Consider the following 17,905-nt stretch of genomic DNA (forward strand, 5'->3'; position numbering starts at 1 on the left):
TGTGTTGGGTATCGCTGAGCTCAACCCAACCTACGATTCGGCGCGTGGTTAACCGCGCCATTTCTCGCCGGGGATGACGATCATCGAGAAGTACGGCGAGGACATCGGTTCCACCTCATCCAGCGCGACGATGCGTTGGTTGCCCATGGTCGCGCGCTCGACGTAATGGGCGCGGCTGTCGATGCCCAGCTCCTGCAGCACGCGGCGGACTTTCTCGAAGTTGCGCCCCAGCTTCATGATCACTGCCGCTTCGGCGTCTTGCAGGCGTTGCTTGAGTTCGTCTTCGGGCAGTACGCCGGAGAGCACGCTTAGGCTCTGGTTGCGGTACACCAACGGCGTGCCGAGCACCGAGGCGCAGCCGAGCATGGAGCACACGCCGGGCACCACTTCGACCTCGTACTGGCCGGCCAGGCGGTCGTGCAGGTACATGTAGGAACCGTAGAAAAACGGGTCGCCTTCGCAGATCACCGCGACGTCTTGGCCGGCATCCAGGCGGGCGGCGATCTGCACGGCGCAGGTGTCGTAAAAATCGCTGATCACATCTTCATAACTCAGCGGTGCGGCGAGTTTTTCTGTGGTCACCGGGTACACCAGTGGCAGGCGCTGCTGCGCGTCGGTGAGGTGCTGCTCGATGATGCCAAAGGCGTTGCCGCCCTGGCCTTTGTTGGCTTTGGCCTTGGCCACGAAGTAGCCGACCACAGGTGCCGATTGCAGCAGGCGCAGGGCTTTGAGGGTGATCAGCTCGGGGTCGCCGGGGCCGACGCCGATGCCAAGTAAGCGGCCTTTTTCTACATTCATCACTCCACCTCCGTGGCCAGGGCATTGACCGCCGCCACCGCCATGGCGCTGCCGCCACGTCGACCACGGACGATCACATAGGGCACGCCACGGCTGTCGGCGGCCAGGGCGTCTTTGGATTCCGCCGCGCCGATAAAGCCGACCGGCATGCCGATAATCAGCGCGGGTTTCGGCGCGCCGGCGTCGAGCATTTCCAGCAGGTAGAACAGCGCAGTGGGCGCGTTGCCGATCACCACCACGCTGCCTTCCAGGTGTTCGCGCCAATGTTCCAGTGCGACTGCCGAACGGGTATTGCCCAGCTCGCGGGCCTGCTCAATCACCCCGTGGTTATGCAGGGTGCAGATCACTGGGTTATTCGCCGCCAGGCGTGGGCGGGTGATGCCTTCGGCGACCATCCGCGCATCGCAAAGAATCGCCGCGCCCTTGGCCAGCGCGGCGCGGCCGGCAGCTCCGGCCCCGGCGGAGAAGCGCAGGTCCTGCACCACATCGACCATGCCGCAGGCGTGAATCACGCGCACGGCGAGTTTTTCCAGATCAGCTGGAATAGCGCTGAGGTCAGCCTCGGCGCGGATGGTGGCGAATGACTGGCGGTAGATTTCCTGGCCATCGCGGATGTAATCAAGCATCGTTATTTCCTGTTGCGCAGTGGGCGGCGAACCAGTCGCCGGCCTCGTCGATCGTCATGGCGCTCGCCAATAGCTGACCGAAACCGGGCAGCTCGGGCGTGCGTTGATAAAGCTGGTAGTGGCTGGCGCTGCTGGCCAGCAAGGTAAAAGGCGCGGTGTGCGCGGCGGCGCAAGAACGCGGGCAGGCACTCAGGTGCACCTGCGGCCGTGCGCCGCTGGCGCGCAACCGGTCGGCCAGGTGCAGGGCATCGGCCTTGCTGTCGCTCAGGCCTTTGCTGCAGGCGGTGGAGCCGGTGCAGGCGATCAGCTGGCTGAGCGGTTCCTGCCGGTCGGTGAGCAGGCCGAGTTCGTGCAGCGCATGCAGCAGCGTGTCTGCCGATGGTTCCTGGATATTCGGCAACAGCACACCCTGCAAGGGCGTCAGACGTAGGCTGGCATCGCCGTATTGCGCGGCTAAATCGGCCAATGCACGCAGTTGCGCGGCGTCGATCCGCCCCAAACGTGCGCTGGCAGCGACCATGCACAGGCCCGCCTGCTGCTGTGGATAAGTTCCTATTGCGGCGTGCTGGCGAGCGGTTGCGCGTTGCCAGTTTATCGGGGCCGATTGGATGGCAAAGGGCAGGCGCGCCTGCAGTTGCTGCAGCAGCTGGCTGGGCGTTATCACGCTCAATAGCTGGCGCATGCGGCTGTGCTCGCTGCCGGCCAGATCAAGAAACAGCAACAGCAGTTGTTCGATCAACAGCGCTGCGTGCTCGGCGTCGACGCTGCCCAGCGGAGTGTCACTGGGGCAACCGGCCAGGCCGAAGGCCAAGCGTGACGGCGTACCGGGTAGGGCGCTGAGCCAGATATCGTGAGGGTGCTGCAGCATCGCCAGGGCTTCGCCACCGTCCAACTGAATGGCGAATTTGGCCGACAGCCCATGCAGCGCCGGGGTGGCTTGCAGCAGGTCGAGCAGCGCGGCGGCCAGCGGCCGGGTATCCAGCAGGGCATGCGGGTCGAGGCCAGCGGCGGGGCTCAGGAGCAGGTTGCGCACATCGTCGGCAGTCGGATTGCTCGGGCCGAGACCGGCGGCGAGCAGGCGCTCGATCAATTCGGCGTGCTGGCCTGCCAATACGCCGCGAATTTGCAGGTTGCTGCGGTTGGTCAGCTCCAACACACCGCTGGCGCAGTGCTCGGCGGCCTCGGCAATGGCGCGGGCCTGGGCGCTGCTCAATCCACCGCCGGCCAGTTTGACTCGGCAGATGCCACCATCCAGCGCCTGCACGATGCGCAGCAAGCCGGGGCACGCGCTGGGGCGTGGTACGGGCAAATCAGCGAGGGTCGGACGGTCGCGCAAACGGTTCACCAGCTTCTACGACGCGGCGACCGAACCAGCAGAGCCCGCCCAGCATGGGGACTCAATGGCATCGGTACACCCCGCCCGATGTTGGCACTCGCGACTAGCGTCGTCGGCAGGTCTCCTGGCTGACAGGTCTTCATCTGCCGCGCCTTCCCGGTTACCCAGTGGCATTGTTGCGGCAGACTCGCTGTTTACAGTTGCGGGGGCAGCCACGGTTTAACCGTGTTCCCTCTTAGGCCCGTTTAGAGTCTATTCAGGGGCTAGCGAGCTAGAGCCAGGCAAGGCGGAAAGGGCTGAGAACGCGGAGTTTACAAGTAGTAAATGAGCAGTTCGAAGCCATTTCCAACGCAGCATGGCCGACGCGCAGCAGATCCTAGACAGGCTCTTGGGCACCGACGAAGCCTGTATTATGCCCGCTTTGCGCGCAGGCACGACAGCCAACTGGTCGGGCGGCGCGACTATGACGTTTGAGGAGCGCGCATGACGGCCTGGTTGACCCTGGTAGGGATCGGTGAAGACGGCTATGCCGGCCTGGGTGAGGCGGCGCGTCAGGCGCTAAACCAGGCGCAGTGCATCGTCGGCGCAGCGCGGCAGTTGGCGCTGTTGCCGGATAATCTGCCGGCCCAGCAACAGCTGTGGCCCAGCCCGTTTAGCCTGGAGCCGGTGCTGGCGCGGCGCGGTACGCCGGTCTGTGTGCTGGCCAGTGGCGACCCATTGTTCTATGGGGTAGGCGCGAGCCTGGCGCGGCAGCTGCCGGCGGATGAACTGCGGGTGTTCTCGTCGCCTTCGTCGGTGTCTCTGGCGGCGGCGCGCTTGGGCTGGCCGTTGCAGGAGGTGACCGTGCTGTCGCTGGTGGCGCGGCCATTGGCGGCGCTGCAGGCGCAGATTTTCCCCGGTGCGCGCTTACTGCTGCTGAGCAACGACGGCGACAGCCCGGCGGCGGTGGCCGAGCTGTTACGTGAGCGCGGTTTCGGCCCTAGCCGGTTGACCGTGCTGGAGCACCTGGGCGGCGCTCAGGAGCGGCGCATCGATGGCCTGGCCAGCGACTGGACCTTGCCGCGCGCCGCCGACCTCAATCTGTTGGCGCTCGAATGCGTAGCGGATGCCGATGCGCGCCTGTTGCCCGTCACGCCGGGTTTGCCTGATGCGCTGTATCAGCACGACGGTCAGCTGACCAAGCGCGATGTCCGCGCCATCACCCTGGCGCGTTTGGCCCCGCAACCCGGTGAGCTGCTCTGGGATGTCGGCGCGGGCTGCGGCTCCATCGGCATCGAATGGATGCGTGCGCACCCCGCGTGCCGTGCCATCGCCATCGAGGCGGATGCCGGCCGTCAGGCGCATATCCAGCACAACCGCGATGCGCTCGGGGTACCCGGTCTGCAACTGGTGGCGGGCCGTGCGCCTGAGGCACTGGCCGGGCTGGCCGCGCCGAATGCGATCTTTATCGGCGGCGGCGTCACCATCCCCGGGGTACTGGAGCAGTGTTGGGCCAGTCTCAAACCGGGCGGCCGGCTGGTGGCCAATGCCGTCACCCTGCAGAGCGAGGCGGCGTTGGTGGCCTGGCGTGAGCAGGTCGGTGGCGAACTGACCCGCATCAGCGTGGCGCAGGCGCAGCCGCTGGGCGGCTTTGACACCTGGCGCAGTGCCTTGCCGATCACCCTGCTGGAAGTGCGCAAACCGTGAGCCCGCGCATTCTGCTGCTCGGTGGCACCACCGAAGCCCTGCGCTTGGCGCGGCGTCTCGGCCCCGAGGCGATTTACAGCCTGGCGGGCTTGGGCCGGGTGCCGGATGACCTGCCGTGTCAGGTGCGCGTCGGCGGCTTTGGTGGTGCCGAAGGCCTGGCGACGTTTATCCGCGAGCAGGGCATTGCGCTGCTGCTCGACCTGACTCATCCCTATGCCGCGCAGATCAGCGCCAATGCTGCCCGCGCCGCTGCACTGAGTGGTATTAGCTGCTGGGCCTTGCGCCGCCCCGGTTGGCAGGCCAGTACCGGGGATGACTGGCGTGAGGTTGACGACTGGGCTGGATTGGTTGCAGCGCTAAAAGACTTCCGCCGCCCGCTGTTTACCCTCGGCCGCGAGCCGCTTGAGCATCTGCATGAGATCCCCCCTCACCAGCACTGGACCGTGCGTTGCCTCACGGCGCAGGAAGCCGTGCCGCGGGCGACAGTTATTGGCGCCCGCGGGCCGTTTGATCTGCACGGTGAGCGCGCGCTGTTCGCCCTGCTGGGCAGCGATGTGCTGATCAGCAAGAACAGCGGCAGTCAGTCCACCGAGCCGAAGTTGCAGGTGGCGCGGGAGCTGGGTTTGCCTGTATTGCTGCTGCGTCGGCCCGAGTTACCTGCGGTGGAACGCGAGTTTGTCAGCCTTGAAGCGCTTGCCGAGGCGCTGCAGCTCTAGAGCGAATTGGCCGCCGCGTACGAATGATGTGTTGTTCGGCAGCAGCGGCATGCGGCTAAGCCACCCTACGTAAACGGATCCCCTGATAGACTGCCGGCCCGCTTTGGAGGCCGCCATGACCACGCCCGTTTCGCCCTACGCCCGCATTCTGTTTGTCGGCCCAGACCTTGCCGCCGGCTCGTTTGCCGAGCTGTTCCGCCAGCGCCTGGCTGAGTTACGGGGCGCGGCAGCGCTGGCCGATATCGTCGATACCAGCGCAGGCTATGCGCCGCTCTGGCAGCGGGTGGCCGAGGCTGAACGGCCGTTGCTGGTGATCGACCTCGAGCCGCAGAGCAGCAGCCCACATCTGGATTGGCTGCGCAGTGAGCTGAGCCAGCAGGCCGAGCCTGAGCAGCTGTTTGTCGCCAGCGCGATTGGCCAGGCCGAAGGCTTGCCGGTGGACGCCGCCTGTGCGCTGCTCGAGCGCCCCGAATTGCACCTGCCCTGCGTCGGGGTGAAGGCCGTACCCGGGCATCACGCCTGGTCACAGATCCCGCCGCACGCGCAGCGGCTGCTGCTGTGCAACGGCCCGCGCTGCACCCGCCGCGGCGCGCTGGACCTGTGGAAGACCCTGCGCCAGCGCCTCAAGGCGGCCGGCCAGCTGGAGTGCGAGGGCGGTGTGCATATCACCCGCACGCAGTGCCAGTTCCCCTGCGACCTGGGCCCGACCGCAAGCCTTTATCCACAGGGCGAGTGGTTCGGTATTCGTGACGAGGCGGCGGTGATCCGCTTGGTGGACGAACGCCTGGTGGCCGGCCGCGCAGTGCCCGAGTTGCGTATCGATCAAGACTAACTAGCCGCTGCAGGTGCGGATGTACTGATATCGCCGCTGGTTTTTCTGTGGATACTGCGCAGTGTCGGGTTAGGATTTTTTCCGGCGGTTGTAACGTCAACGCATCTCGTCGCTCTAGTGCAATGCCGGCACGCAAAAACTTATTCGTCGGCCAATCAAATTCCTGAGGGATACACACATGACCATTAAAACTACCGCTGCTGGTGCTGCCATCGCGTTTGCTGCTGCTTCGTTGTTTGCTGGCATGACCAGCACCGTCGCGGTTGCTGAAGAAGCCACGGTGCACTGCTACGGCGTGACATCCTGCAAAGGTCAGAACGACTGCAAAACCGCAGAAAACAGCTGCAAAGGCCAGGCGACTTGCAAGGGCCAAGGCTTCAAGGCCATGACCCAGGCCGAGTGTGATGCCGCGGGCGGTACTGTCGGCGAGTAAGTGAATCGGGGCGACCGCCACGCGGTTGCCCCGCATCACCGAGCAAGGAGTCAGCGATGAATGCGCAACACGGCAATCTGGGTTTTGGCCTGGGCCTGCGCAGCACCTATTACCAAGCCATTCTCGAACAACGGCCGGCGGTCGACTGGTTCGAAATCGTCTCGGAAAATTACCTGGTGGATGGCGGAAAAGCCCTCTACTTCCTCGATGCCATCGGCGAACACTACCCGCTGGTGATGCATGGCGTGTCGCTGTCGATTGGCGGCCCGCATGAACTGGACCGCGATTACCTGCGCCGGCTCAAGCACCTGGCTGAGCGGGTGCAACCGGCGTGGATCTCCGATCACCTGTGCTGGAGCCGTGGCAATGCCCACCAGCTGCACGACCTGCTGCCGCTGCCCTACACCGAAGAAAGTTTGCAGCACGTGGCGGCGCGGGTGCGCCAGGTGCAGGACGTGATCGAGCGGCCGCTGGTGCTGGAGAACGTCTCCAGCTACCTGCGCTGCGCCGATGACCAATTCAGCGAGTGGCAGTTTCTCTCGGCCCTCAGCGAACTGAGCGGTTGCGAGCTGCTGCTCGACGTCAATAACGTCTACGTCAGTGCGCGTAACCATGGTTTCGATCCCTGGGAATTTATCAGCAGCCTGCCCCAGCAGCGTATTCGTCAGCTGCACCTGGCCGGGCACAGCGATTACGGCAGTTACCTGATCGACACCCATGATCAGCCGGTCAGCGATCCGGTTTGGCAGCTGTATCAGCGCACCCTGCAACACCTCGGGCCGGTGTCGACGCTGCTTGAGCGCGATGATCATTTCCCGGAGTTGGACGATCTGCTCGGCGAGCTGAACAAGGCGCGCAATGTCGCCACCGCAGCACTTAAAGGTTCGCCTATATGCGCTTGAGTGACTGGCAGGCTGAGGTGCAAGCCTACCTACTGAATCCCGCTGCCGAGGCCAATCCGGCGTTACAGGCGAGCCTGCTGGGCAGCGCGGCGCTGAGCGCCGAACAAGGTCTGGCGATTTACCACAACGCCTATCGCGCACGGCTGCAGGAGGCCTTGCGCGGTGATTATCCGGCGATACATGGCTGGCTCGGTGATGAAGAGTTCGAGGCCCTGGCGCTGGCCTATCTCAACGCGCACCCCTCGCAGCACTTCAGCCTGCGCTGGCTGGGTGCGCAGTTAGCGGACTTTATCGACGGCTATCTGGTGCCGGCCCAAGCGGCACCCTTGAGTGAGCTGGCACGCCTGGAATGGGCCTTTACTCTGGCCTTCGATGCGCTCGACGGCGTGCCGTTGAGCCTGGCGCAGATGGCCGCATTAGCACCTGAAGACTGGCCGGGGCTGCAGGTGCGCCTGCTGCCCAGCGTGCAATGGCTGACGTGTCGGCATAACAGCGTGGCGATCTGGCGCGCGTGCAAGGAGCAGACGGAGTTCCCCGGTAGCCAGCCGTTGCCTGAGGCGCAAACCTGCCTGGTCTGGCGTGATCAACTGATCACCCGCTATCGCAGCCTGGCCGCGGATGAAGCCACTGCCTTGCAGGGCATGACGGCGCACGGCTGGAGCTTCGCCGAGCTGTGTGGCGAGCTGAGTGGGTTGGGCGAGCAGGCCCCTCTGCAAGCCGTGACCTGGCTGCGCCAATGGCTGAGCGACGGCCTGCTGCAACCTGGGCCTGGATAGCTATTCTCGATGCAAGCGCTAGCCTGAAAAGGGAGGCACTCGAATTACCCTTTCACTGCCGTGACGAGTGGAGGTTCCTATGCGCGCGTATCTACCGCCGGCTCTGCGTGACCTGCAACTGCCCTTGCGGGTGCGCTTATGGAATGGCTACCAACTGGATCTCGGTCCGCAACCGCGAGTCACTCTGGTCATCAACGACCCCAGCCTGATGGCGCAACTGGCCTACCCAAGCCTTGATGTACTAGGCGGCGCCTACGTTGAGGGTCGGTTGGAGCTGGAAGGTTCGATTATCGACGCCATCGAGTTGGGCGATGCCTTGAGCCAAGCGCTGCTGGGTGATGAGCCGGCCAGGGCGCTCGCCAGGGCTGCCCATGACAAGGCTAGCGACGCGGAATCCATCCGCTACCACTACGACCTGTCCAATGACTTCTATGCCTTGTGGCTGGATCCCGAAATGGTCTATTCCTGCGCCTATTTCGAAACCGGCGAGGAATCCCTCGAGCAGGGGCAAACCGCCAAGCTGCGTCATCTGTGCCGTAAGTTACGCCTGCAAGCGGGGGATAAACTGCTCGATGTTGGCTGCGGCTGGGGTGGTCTGGCGCGTTTCGCCGCCCGTGAATACGGGGCGCAAGTGTTTGGCATTACTCTTAGCCGGGAGCAACTGCACTGGGCGCGCCAGCGGGTAACCGAGCAGGGCCTGGGCGGGCAGGTGACGCTTGAGTTGCTGGACTACCGTGACCTGCCGCAGGACGGTCGTTTCGACAAAGTGGTGAGTGTCGGTATGTTCGAGCATGTCGGTCACGCCAATTTGCCCCTGTATTGCCAGCGCCTGTTTGGCGCGGTGAAGGCGGGCGGCCTGGTGATGAATCATGGCATTACCGCTAAGCACACCGATGGTCGGCCGGTCGCGCGCGGTGCCGGTGAGTTCATCGGGCGCTACGTATTTCCCAATGGCGAGCTTCCACACCTGGCCAGCGTCACCAGCTGCCTTAGCGAGGCCGGCCTGGAAGTGGTCGACGTGGAAAATCTGCGTCTGCACTACGCGCGCACCCTGGCGCTGTGGAGTCAGCGCCTGGAGGGGCAGTTAGCGCATGCCGTACAGATAGTGCCGGAGCAGGCCGTGCGCATCTGGCGCTTGTATCTGGCCGGTTGTGCCTATGGGTTCAGCCATGGCTGGATGGCGTTGCACCAGGTTCTGGCGGTTAAACCCCGTGCCGATGGTGGCCACGACCTGCCCTGGAGCCGTGCCGACCTCTACCCTCAGTGAGCTGCGCCCGCGCCGGCTGAAGTAACCGTTGGCGCGGCTTTGTTACCATGCGGCATTGCCCTGAGCCGAGCTGTGCATGTCTGCCTTCCTGTTGCGTTACCGCGTTGTGCTGATCGTCCTGCTGATTTTGCTCGGCTTGCTGGCGAGTATCTGGCTGGCTGGGCGCTATGCCGAGCAGCGCGCCTGGCAGGAGCGCAGCCTTGAGGCGCGCGGGCAGTTGCAGCTGTATGCGCAGTCGATCCATACCCTGGTCGAACGGTTTCGCTCGGTGCCCGAGGTGCTGGCGCTGGACAGCGATATCAAGTCGCTGTTGCACGCTCCGGATGACAGCCTGCTGCGCGAGAAGCTCAATCAGCGTCTGGAGCAACTCAACGCCGCTGCCGGCTCCAATGTGCTCTACCTGCTCAACACCCAAGGCGAAACCCTGGTGGCCAGTAACTGGCGTGACTGGAGCAGTTTTGTCGGCAACAACTACGCCTTTCGGCCGTATTTTCAGGATGCCGTGCGGCGCTCTTCCGGGCGCTATTTTGCGGTGGGCGTGACCACCGGGATTCCGGGTTACTTCCTCTCCCACGCGGTGCGCGATGAGCACGGCGTGGTGATCGGCGTGCTGGTGGTCAAGCTGGAGCTGGAGGAGTTGCAGCGCGAGTGGGCCGCTCAGCCTGGCGTCCTGCTGGTAGCCGACAGTTACTCGGTGGTAATCCTGAGTAACCGCCCAGCCTGGCGCTTTCTCGCCCTCGACGCTTTGAGCGAGCAGGCCCGCGCCGAACTGGTGGAGGTGCGCAAGTATGCCGAACAGGCGCTGCAACCCTTACCCAGCAAGCTGCGCCGGCAGATCGACAGCGACAGCCAGTGGCGCTGGGTCGATGGCCCGGACGGCCCAGACGATTACCTCTGGCAGCGACAGGCACTGGACGACGAAGACTGGACATTGCACCTGCTGCACGAACCGAAAAGCCTGGTCAACAGCGTGCGCAGCTACCGTTTAGCCGCCGCCGGGGTGTGGATGACCCTGGCCTTTCTGTTGCTCTACCTGGCCCAACGGCGCAAAAACCAGCGCCTGCAGGCGGGCATTCGTGAGCGCCTGGAGCGCGAGGTGGCGCTGCGCACTGCCGAGTTGCGTGAGGCTCAGGACGGCCTGGTGCATGCGGCGAAGATGGCCGCACTGGGGCAGATGTCGGCCGCCATGGCCCATGAAATCAACCAGCCACTGACCGCCATGCAAATGCAATTGGGCAGCCTGCGCCTGCTGCTCGACAGCGGTCGGCAAGACGATGTGCGTGAGGGGCTGCAGCGTATCGATAGCCTGTTGCAGCGTATCGCCGGGCTCACCGGGCACTTAAAAACCTTCGCCCGCAAGAGTCCGTCTGGCCTCAGCGAACGCCTGTGCCTGAGTGAGGTGCTGGAGCAAACCTTGCAGTTGCTGGCGCCGCGCCTACGCAGCGAGCAGGTGCAGTTGCACACTGAGGTCGACAGCACTGCGCGGGTGCTGGGGGATGCCATTCGCCTGGAGCAGGTGTTGCTCAACCTGCTCAACAATGCCCTGGATGCCATGGCCGGTAGCGAGGTGCGGCAGCTGCATGTCCGGATCGAGCGGCAGGCTCAGCAGTGTGTGCTGAGCATCGCCGACAGTGGCGGTGGGATTGCCGCCGAGGCGCTGGCGCATGTGTTTGAACCGTTTTTCACCACCAAGCCGGTTGGCAGCGGCTTGGGTCTGGGCTTGGCGGTGTCCTACGGCATCGTGCGCGAACTCGGCGGCAGCCTGGAGGCGGCCAATACCGAACAGGGCGCGGTGTTTACCCTGCGCCTGCCGGCTGCGCCGAATACCTAGGCGCCCGTAAAACCGTAGGGTGGGTTAGCGGCGCTGATTAAGTGGTCGTTTAGCCGCGCGCAATGGTCGTGCGCCGCGTAACCCACCAGACGATGGAGCATGCGACACCGCCGGTGGGTTACGCCCCCCCCCAGGCCAGGTGCATAGTCGGGCAATCGCGACAGGCGGCTAACCCACCCTACGTGTTGTATTGCGATCTGAAGGGTTACGCGCCGCGCCAGGCAGCGGGTTGTATTCAAGTGGGTGGTTTGCGGTGCTAACCCGCCCTACACTGCCGCCGTTCAAACAGGAGGTGCCATGAGTGCTCAGGTCATAGTCGTCGATGATGAAGCGGCGATCCGCGAAGCGGTTCAGCAATGGCTGGAGCTGTCCGGTTTCAGCGTGCACAGCTGCGCCACGGCGCAGGCCGCCTTGGCCCTGGTTGATCGCGACTTTGCCGGCATCATCATCAGCGATGTGCGCATGCCCGGTACCGATGGCTTGCAGCTGCTCGACAGCGTGCTGGAGCGCGACCGCGACTTGCCGGTGATCCTGGTCACCGGCCATGGCGACGTGCCGATGGCGGTGCAGGCGCTGCGCCAGGGTGCCTACGACTTTATCGAGAAGCCGTTTACCCCCGAGCGACTGCTCGACAGCGTGCGCCGCGCTCTGGATAAACGCCGCCTGGTCTGTGAAAACCGTCAGCTGCGTCAGCAATTCGCCCTCAAGGACCATATCGAGGCGCAGCTGCTCGGCGTCTCCAGGCCGATGGAAACCCTGCGCCGGCAGATCCTCGAGCTGGCCGGCACCTCGGTGAATATTCTCCTGCGTGGCGACACCGGCAGCGGCAAGGAACGGGTGGCGCGCTGCCTGCACGATTTCAGTAACCGCGCTGGCAAACCCTTTGTCGCGCTGAACTGCGCGGCGATACCTGAGCACTTGTTTGAAAGCGAGCTGTTCGGCCATGAAAGCGGCGCTTTTACTGGTGCGCAGGGCAAGCGCATCGGGCGTATCGAGCACGCCGACGGCGGCACGTTGTTTCTCGACGAGGTGGAAAGCCTGCCGCTGGCCCAGCAGGTCAAACTGCTGCGCGTGTTGCAGGAGAAAACCCTGGAGCGGTTGGGCTCCAACCGCAGCATTCAGGTTGATTTGCGGGTGATCAGTGCGGTCAAGCCAGACCTGCTCGATGAGGTCAAGGCCGGACGTTTTCGCGAGGATTTATACTACCGCCTGAACGTCGCCAGCCTGCGTATTCCGCCGTTGCGCGAGCGCCGCGAGGACATTCCGCTGCTGTTCGAACACTTCGCCCATCAGGCGGCGCAACGCCATGGCCGTGAAACCCCGAGCCTGGCACCGGCTGAGTTGAGCCGTTTGCTGGGGCATGACTGGCCGGGCAATGTGCGCGAGTTGATCAATGCTGCGGAGCGTCACGCCCTTGGTTTGAGTGGCGGCGTGACGCCAGCCGATGACCTGCCGGTGCAATCCCTGGCTGAGCAGATGGAGGCGTTTGAGGCGCAATGCCTGCACCGCGCCCTGCAACATTGCCAGGGCAATATCGCCGAGGTGATGGCGTTGCTGCAGCTGCCGCGGCGCACCCTAAACGAGAAGATGCAACGCCACGGCCTGCTGCGCAGCAGCTACCGTCCAGCCGGCAGCAGCGACGACGATTGATACCTAGTAGCCCGGATTGCATCCGGGCTACCAGAGCTATGTAGGGTGGGTCGGGGCGCGATGGCACTCGGCGGAATTTCGCTTATCCGGGTTTTTTCAGTGGCGGATTTCCGCTGATTACCGCGGGCAGGTTAACCGTGCAGCGCAACGTAACCGCTCTAGCGCGGGCTTTTCTTTCGCTGGCACGGCATCTGCTATAGCTCTTGTTAGCCAGGCACTCGATTGCTCTGGTAACTAATAAGAAAGACAAGAGGTGACGCCCATGTACTGCCCTGCACCCTCTGCGCGTTTGTCGCGTTCTGCATCACGTGCCCATCTCTTGTGCGCTCGGCTCCGGTCGTGCGTGAGCCTTCGCTCCCTTTCGTTATTACCCTAGCCCCTGGCGCTGCACCGCCGCCGTGGTGGCGTGTAGCGTCTACAGTGAAACCTCTGCATAAAGCCATAACAACGACGGAGATTCTTCCATGCGCATGACCAAACGTTTCAGCCTGTTTGCGGCTGCCGCCGCCTTTACCGCGAGCACTGCGGTACTCGCCGCCCCGACCTTTATCAACGTGCTGACCGGTGGCACCAGCGGTGTCTACTACCCGATTGGCGTGGGCCTGTCGCAGCTGTACAGCAACGGCATCGAAGGCTCGAAAACCTCGGTGCAGGCGACCAAGGCCTCGGTGGAAAACCTCAACCTGCTGCAAGCCGGCCGTGGTGAGTTGGCTTTCGCCCTCGGTGATTCGGTCGCCGATGCCTGGAATGGCGTGGAAGACGCCGGCTTCAAGGCTCCACTGAAAAAGCTGCGGGCGATTGCCGGTACCTACCCGAACTACATCCAGATCGTCGCCAATAAAGAATCCGGCATCACCACCCTGGCTGACCTGAAAGGCAAGCGCATCTCCGTCGGCGCGCCGAAATCCGGTACCGAACTCAACGCCCGCGCGATCTTCAAGGCTGCCGGCCTGAGCTACGAAGACATGGGTAAGGTCGAGTTTCTGCCGTACGCCGAGTCGGTCGAGCTGATCAAGAACCGTCAGCTGGATGCCACCCTGCAGTCCTCGGGCCTGGGCATGGCGGCGATTCGTGACCTTGCCGCGACCTTGCCGATCAATTTCGTGGCCATTCCTGCTGATATCACCGCGAAGATCGACAACGCCGCCTACCAGGCTGCCGCGATCCCGGCTGGCACTTACGACGGTCAGGACAGCGATGTACCGACCGTGGCCATCACCAACATCCTGGTCAGCCATGAAGGCGTCTCCGATGAGGTCGCTTACCAGATGACCAAACTGATGTTCGACAACCTTGAGCGCCTGGGCAATGCCCACTCGGCGGCCAAGGACATCAAGCTGGAAGGTGCTGCGAAGAGCCTGCCGATCCCGTTGCATCCGGGTGCTGAGCGCTTCTACAAGGAAGTCGGCGCACTGTAAGGCTGTTGAAGGGTTGGCTGGGTAGGATGGGTTGAGCAACGCGATACCCATGCTGCATGGCTTGAGTCTGGAGAGAAGCTTCAACACCGTTCGATGGTTACGCCGCTGCGCGGCTAACCCATCCTACCCAGGCCGCCTATTTTTAGAGCTGCGAATAAAACCGCCGTGCGCGTCACGGCAGGTTTTGTTGGCGACTTTTGTGCTATCGCCGTTGTAATGAGAGCGTGACCGCCCATGAGTGAGCAAAACCAAGGCCTCGCCGCCAATCCCAGTGATTGGCCTAAAGCGCTGTTCTATGTTGCCCTGCTGTTTTCGATCTTCCAGATCATCACCGCCGCCTTTCACCCGGTGTCCAGCCAGATTCTGCGTGCGGTGCACGTGGGCTTTTTGCTGCTGGTGGTGTTTCTCAGTTTCCCCGCCCGTGGCAAGGATCAGCCTTGGCAGCCGCTGGCCTGGCTGCTTGGTTTGGCCGGCATGGCCACGGCGTTCTACCAGTGGTATTTCGAAGCGGACCTGATCCAGCGTTCCGGTGACCTGACCAGCAGCGACATGGTCGTTGGCTTGCTGTTGATCGTGCTGGTATTCGAGGCCGCGCGCCGTGTGATGGGCATTGCCCTGCCACTGATCTGTGCGCTGTTTCTGGTCTACGGCCTGTTCGGTCAGTACCTGCCGGGCGACCTGATGCACCGTGGCTACGCCATCGACCAGATCGTCAACCAACTGTCCTTTGGCACCGAGGGTCTGTACGGCACGCCGACTTACGTCTCGGCCACCTACATCTTCCTGTTTATCCTGTTCGGCGCCTTCCTCGAACAGGCCGGGATGATCAAGCTGTTCACCGACTTTGCCATGGGCCTGTTCGGCCATAAGCTCGGTGGCCCGGCCAAGGTCTCGGTGGTGTCGTCGGCACTGATGGGCACCATCACCGGTTCCGGCGTGGCCAACGTGGTCACCACCGGCCAGTTCACCATCCCGCTGATGAAGCGTTTCGGCTACAAGCCGGCGTTTGCCGGTGGTGTGGAGGCGACCTCGTCGATGGGCAGCCAGATCATGCCGCCGATCATGGGCGCGGTAGCCTTTATCATGGCCGAGACCATCAACGTGCCGTTCTTTGAAGTAGCCAAGGCGGCGCTGGTGCCGGCCTTGCTGTACTTCGGTTCGGTGTTCTGGATGGTTCACCTGGAAGCCAAGCGTGCCAACCTGTGCGGGCTGCCGAAAGACCAGTGCCCGAACCCTTGGGCGGCGGTGAAGCAGCGCTGGTACCTGCTGATTCCACTGTTCATCCTGATTTACCTGCTGTTCTCCGGGCGTACGCCGCTGTTCTCCGGGATGGTCGGTCTGGCCCTGACGGCTATCGTGATTCTCGGTTCGGCAATCATCCTGCGGGTGTCGTCCAAGGTCATGCGCTTTGCCTTCTGGATCGCCCTCGGGGTGCTCTGCGCCGGCTTCTTCCAGCTCGGTATCGGCGTGGTGTTTGGCGTCGTGGCGCTGCTGGTGGCGGTGTGCTGGTTTATCAAAGGCGGTCGCGACACCTTGGTGATCTGCCTGCACGCGCTGGTTGAAGGCGCGCGCCATGCGGTGCCGGTGGGCATTGCCTGCGCCTTGGTCGGGGTGATCATCGGCGTGGTCTCGCTGACCGGTGTGGCCTCGACCTTTGCCGGTTATATCCTGGCGATTGGTCAGGACAACCTGTTCCTCTCGCTGATCCTCACCATGCTCACCTGCCTGGTTTTGGGCATGGGCATTCCAACCATTCCCAACTACATCATCACCAGCTCGATCGCCGCGCCGGCGTTGCTGGAGCTGGGTGTGCCGTTGATCGTCTCGCACATGTTCGTCTTCTACTTCGGCATCATGGCCGACCTCACTCCGCCGGTGGCGCTGGCCTGCTTTGCTGCTGCGCCGATTGCCAAGGAGAGCGGTCTGAAGATCAGCCTGTGGGCCATTCGCATTGCCGTGGCCGGGTTTATCGTGCCGTTTATGGCGGTGTACGAGCCGGCGTTGATGCTGCAGGGCGATAGCCTGCTGGCGACTTTGTATGTGGTGTTCAAGGCGGCGCTGGCCATCGGTATCTGGGGCGCAATCTTTACCGGCTTCCTGCAGGCCAAGATGCCGTGGTGGGAGCGGGCGCTGGGCTTTGCCGCTGGTGCCAGTCTGATTCTGGCCACGCCGATGAGTGATGAGATCGGCTTTGCCTTGGCGGCGGTGTTTATCGCTCAGCACTTTTGGCGCGCCCGTCACGCACAGGTAGCCGCTGCATGATTGGCTTGTGCCTGGGCTTGGCTGGCGTGCTGTGGGCAGAAGTGCCCACGCCCGCTTTCACCCTGGCCTGGACACACACCATCGAGAAAATTCGTTGGGAAGAGGATTACCGCGTGATGCCTGAGGGGCTGTTGCTCGGCGAGGCGCGGATCAAGGGTTCCGGGGCCGGTATGGAGATTCCAGACGGCGCCGAACTGCGCGAGGGCAGCTGGCACTACCAGCGTCAGCTACCGCCTTTGCAACCACTGCGCTTGGGGCGAACCCCCGAGGCAGGGGATTACCAACTGTGTTTCAACCAGCGTTGTCACTCGATGAGTGAATGGCTCGGCCCGCCAAAAGCGACCCAGCCGGCGTTGGAACTTTGGAGCTGTGAGCTCAGCTCCCCGGCAGTTGCTGCCGGTCAGGACGACCGCTAAAGCGCCGTTCGCTCCCAAGGCCACAAGCCCTGGTGTGAAAAGAGGAGAACCCCCATTTGGCTCAGCCGGTGGGGGTTTTGTTCATTTGCATGGGCTGTTTTTCGCGGTGTTGCCGTCAACAACTCATGCGCCATAGGCCTGTCTCAGCGTGCTGAGGTGCTCATTGGTCGTTGAATGGGTTGGCGATGCCGTACCGCTCTTTGAGTCTTTCTACCAGCTTGGCCTGGCTGATAAGGAAGGCATCGAACTGCTCAATCACCTCAGGGTGTTTGATACTCGACAGGTAGTAGTGATCATCCTGATAGGCCAGGCTGGGGTCGAACACCAGCGTGTCACTCTTGGCGTTGTTGTACAGCTGGTGGCTGACCACTTGTGGGTTGAGGTACACGCCATCGACCCTGCCACTCAGTGCCATGGCCAGCAGCGAGTCGATCTGGTTGGCCTGGATCAGGATGATCCGCCCGGCCTTGATGTCATCCAGATAGGGCCACGGGGTAAAGCCGCGCTGGGTGCCCAGGCGGTGCAAGCGCGCCTTGCCTTGACCGAGAAACTGCGGTTTGACCAGAACCCCATCGATGGATATGGCGGCGGCCTGGCTTAAATACAGCCTGTAGTCCTGCTTGAGATCCGCGTTCCAGCGCGGGTTGTCCGGGTATTTAAAATCCACCCGGCCGTTGAGCAGGTCGCTAAGCAGGCGCCGCACCGGCAGTGGCTGGTAGATAAACACATGGCCCTGGTGCGCGGCAAAGGCGTCGAGCAGGTCACGGCCATAACCCAGGTACTGACCATCCTGTACGTCGGAGTAAGGCATATAAGACTGCAGCTCGACGCCCACCTTGAAGGTTTCCGCCTGGGCCGACGACAGCTGGAGTAATAGGCTTGCCAGCAAGGGCAGCAGGAGTCTCATGGAGGAATCTCTTACAGCGACCGTAGGCCTTAGAACAACCATAGCTAAT

The 17,905-nt window shown here is 63.2% G+C and carries 16 protein-coding genes and 1 riboswitch; of the genes, 12 read left to right on the top strand and 4 right to left on the bottom strand.

What is annotated here, in order from left to right; all coding sequences use genetic code 11:
- Positions 1–48: 48 nt before the first annotated feature.
- The 3 genes from Q0V31_RS06100 to cobG are packed head-to-tail and all read right to left on the bottom strand — an operon-like array spanning position 49 to position 2,760.
- Positions 49–801, bottom strand: coding sequence for a precorrin-2 C(20)-methyltransferase (locus Q0V31_RS06100; protein WP_298185664.1), 753 nt, complete (start codon positions 799–801; stop codon positions 49–51).
- Positions 798–1,424 carry a precorrin-8X methylmutase gene (locus Q0V31_RS06105; RefSeq protein ID WP_298185666.1) on the bottom strand — a complete coding sequence of 209 codons (627 nt, stop codon included), beginning with the start codon at positions 1,422–1,424 and terminating at the stop codon, positions 798–800. The genes Q0V31_RS06100 and Q0V31_RS06105 overlap by 4 nt, the downstream gene beginning before the upstream one ends.
- Positions 1,417–2,760: a precorrin-3B synthase gene (cobG, locus tag Q0V31_RS06110; RefSeq protein ID WP_298190933.1), complete on the bottom strand. Its 1,344-nt coding sequence runs from the start codon at positions 2,758–2,760 to the stop codon at positions 1,417–1,419. The genes Q0V31_RS06105 and cobG overlap by 8 nt, the downstream gene beginning before the upstream one ends.
- A gap of 96 nt (positions 2,761–2,856) precedes the next feature.
- Positions 2,857–3,046, bottom strand: a riboswitch (cobalamin riboswitch).
- A gap of 197 nt (positions 3,047–3,243) precedes the next feature.
- Between cobG and cbiE the strand changes: the two genes are divergently transcribed.
- From cbiE to Q0V31_RS06170, 12 genes are all read left to right on the top strand, one after another.
- Positions 3,244–4,446 carry a precorrin-6y C5,15-methyltransferase (decarboxylating) subunit CbiE gene (gene cbiE, locus Q0V31_RS06115; RefSeq protein ID WP_298185668.1) on the top strand — a complete coding sequence of 401 codons (1,203 nt, stop codon included), beginning with the start codon at positions 3,244–3,246 and terminating at the stop codon, positions 4,444–4,446.
- On the top strand, positions 4,443–5,162 hold the full coding sequence (locus Q0V31_RS06120; RefSeq protein ID WP_298185670.1) for a cobalt-precorrin-6A reductase: 720 nt from the start codon (positions 4,443–4,445) through the stop codon (positions 5,160–5,162). The genes cbiE and Q0V31_RS06120 overlap by 4 nt, the downstream gene beginning before the upstream one ends.
- A 115-nt stretch (positions 5,163–5,277) precedes the next feature.
- Complete coding sequence (locus tag Q0V31_RS06125) at positions 5,278–5,994, top strand: (2Fe-2S) ferredoxin domain-containing protein (RefSeq protein ID WP_298185672.1); 717 nt, start codon at positions 5,278–5,280, stop codon at positions 5,992–5,994.
- A 178-nt stretch (positions 5,995–6,172) separates the two neighbouring features.
- On the top strand, positions 6,173–6,427 hold the full coding sequence (locus tag Q0V31_RS06130) for a hypothetical protein (RefSeq protein WP_298185675.1): 255 nt from the start codon (positions 6,173–6,175) through the stop codon (positions 6,425–6,427).
- Between the two features lie 56 nt (positions 6,428–6,483).
- Positions 6,484–7,329, top strand: a complete 846-nt coding sequence (locus Q0V31_RS06135; protein WP_298185677.1) for a DUF692 domain-containing protein — start codon at positions 6,484–6,486, stop codon at positions 7,327–7,329.
- Complete coding sequence (locus tag Q0V31_RS06140; protein WP_298185679.1) at positions 7,320–8,105, top strand: DUF2063 domain-containing protein; 786 nt, start codon at positions 7,320–7,322, stop codon at positions 8,103–8,105. Before Q0V31_RS06135 ends, Q0V31_RS06140 begins: the two co-directional genes overlap by 10 nt.
- A 79-nt stretch (positions 8,106–8,184) precedes the next feature.
- A complete protein-coding gene (cfaB, locus tag Q0V31_RS06145) occupies positions 8,185–9,372 on the top strand; it encodes a C17 cyclopropane fatty acid synthase CfaB (protein ID WP_298185682.1) in 1,188 nt (395 codons plus the stop codon).
- 76 nt (positions 9,373–9,448) lie between these two features.
- Positions 9,449–11,203: an ATP-binding protein gene (locus Q0V31_RS06150; RefSeq protein ID WP_298185685.1), complete on the top strand. Its 1,755-nt coding sequence runs from the start codon at positions 9,449–9,451 to the stop codon at positions 11,201–11,203.
- A 297-nt stretch (positions 11,204–11,500) separates the two neighbouring features.
- The gene (locus Q0V31_RS06155) at positions 11,501–12,853 is read left to right on the top strand and encodes a sigma-54 dependent transcriptional regulator (RefSeq protein ID WP_298185687.1); all 1,353 of its coding nucleotides are present in this window, start codon (positions 11,501–11,503) and stop codon (positions 12,851–12,853) included.
- A 464-nt stretch (positions 12,854–13,317) separates the two neighbouring features.
- The gene (locus tag Q0V31_RS06160; protein WP_298185689.1) at positions 13,318–14,271 is read left to right on the top strand and encodes a TAXI family TRAP transporter solute-binding subunit; all 954 of its coding nucleotides are present in this window, start codon (positions 13,318–13,320) and stop codon (positions 14,269–14,271) included.
- Positions 14,272–14,505: 234 nt separating this feature from the next.
- Positions 14,506–16,533, top strand: a complete 2,028-nt coding sequence (locus tag Q0V31_RS06165; RefSeq protein ID WP_298185691.1) for a TRAP transporter permease — start codon at positions 14,506–14,508, stop codon at positions 16,531–16,533.
- Complete coding sequence (locus tag Q0V31_RS06170) at positions 16,530–16,949, top strand: DUF1850 domain-containing protein (RefSeq protein ID WP_298185694.1); 420 nt, start codon at positions 16,530–16,532, stop codon at positions 16,947–16,949. Before Q0V31_RS06165 ends, Q0V31_RS06170 begins: the two co-directional genes overlap by 4 nt.
- Positions 16,950–17,109: 160 nt before the next feature.
- Here the strand turns inward: Q0V31_RS06170 and Q0V31_RS06175 are convergent, their stop codons facing one another.
- Positions 17,110–17,856, bottom strand: a complete 747-nt coding sequence (locus Q0V31_RS06175; protein WP_298185696.1) for a transporter substrate-binding domain-containing protein — start codon at positions 17,854–17,856, stop codon at positions 17,110–17,112.
- Positions 17,857–17,905: the final 49 nt, after the last annotated feature.

Source organism: uncultured Pseudomonas sp., assembly GCF_943846705.1.
Lineage (GTDB): Bacteria > Pseudomonadota > Gammaproteobacteria > Pseudomonadales > Pseudomonadaceae > Aquipseudomonas.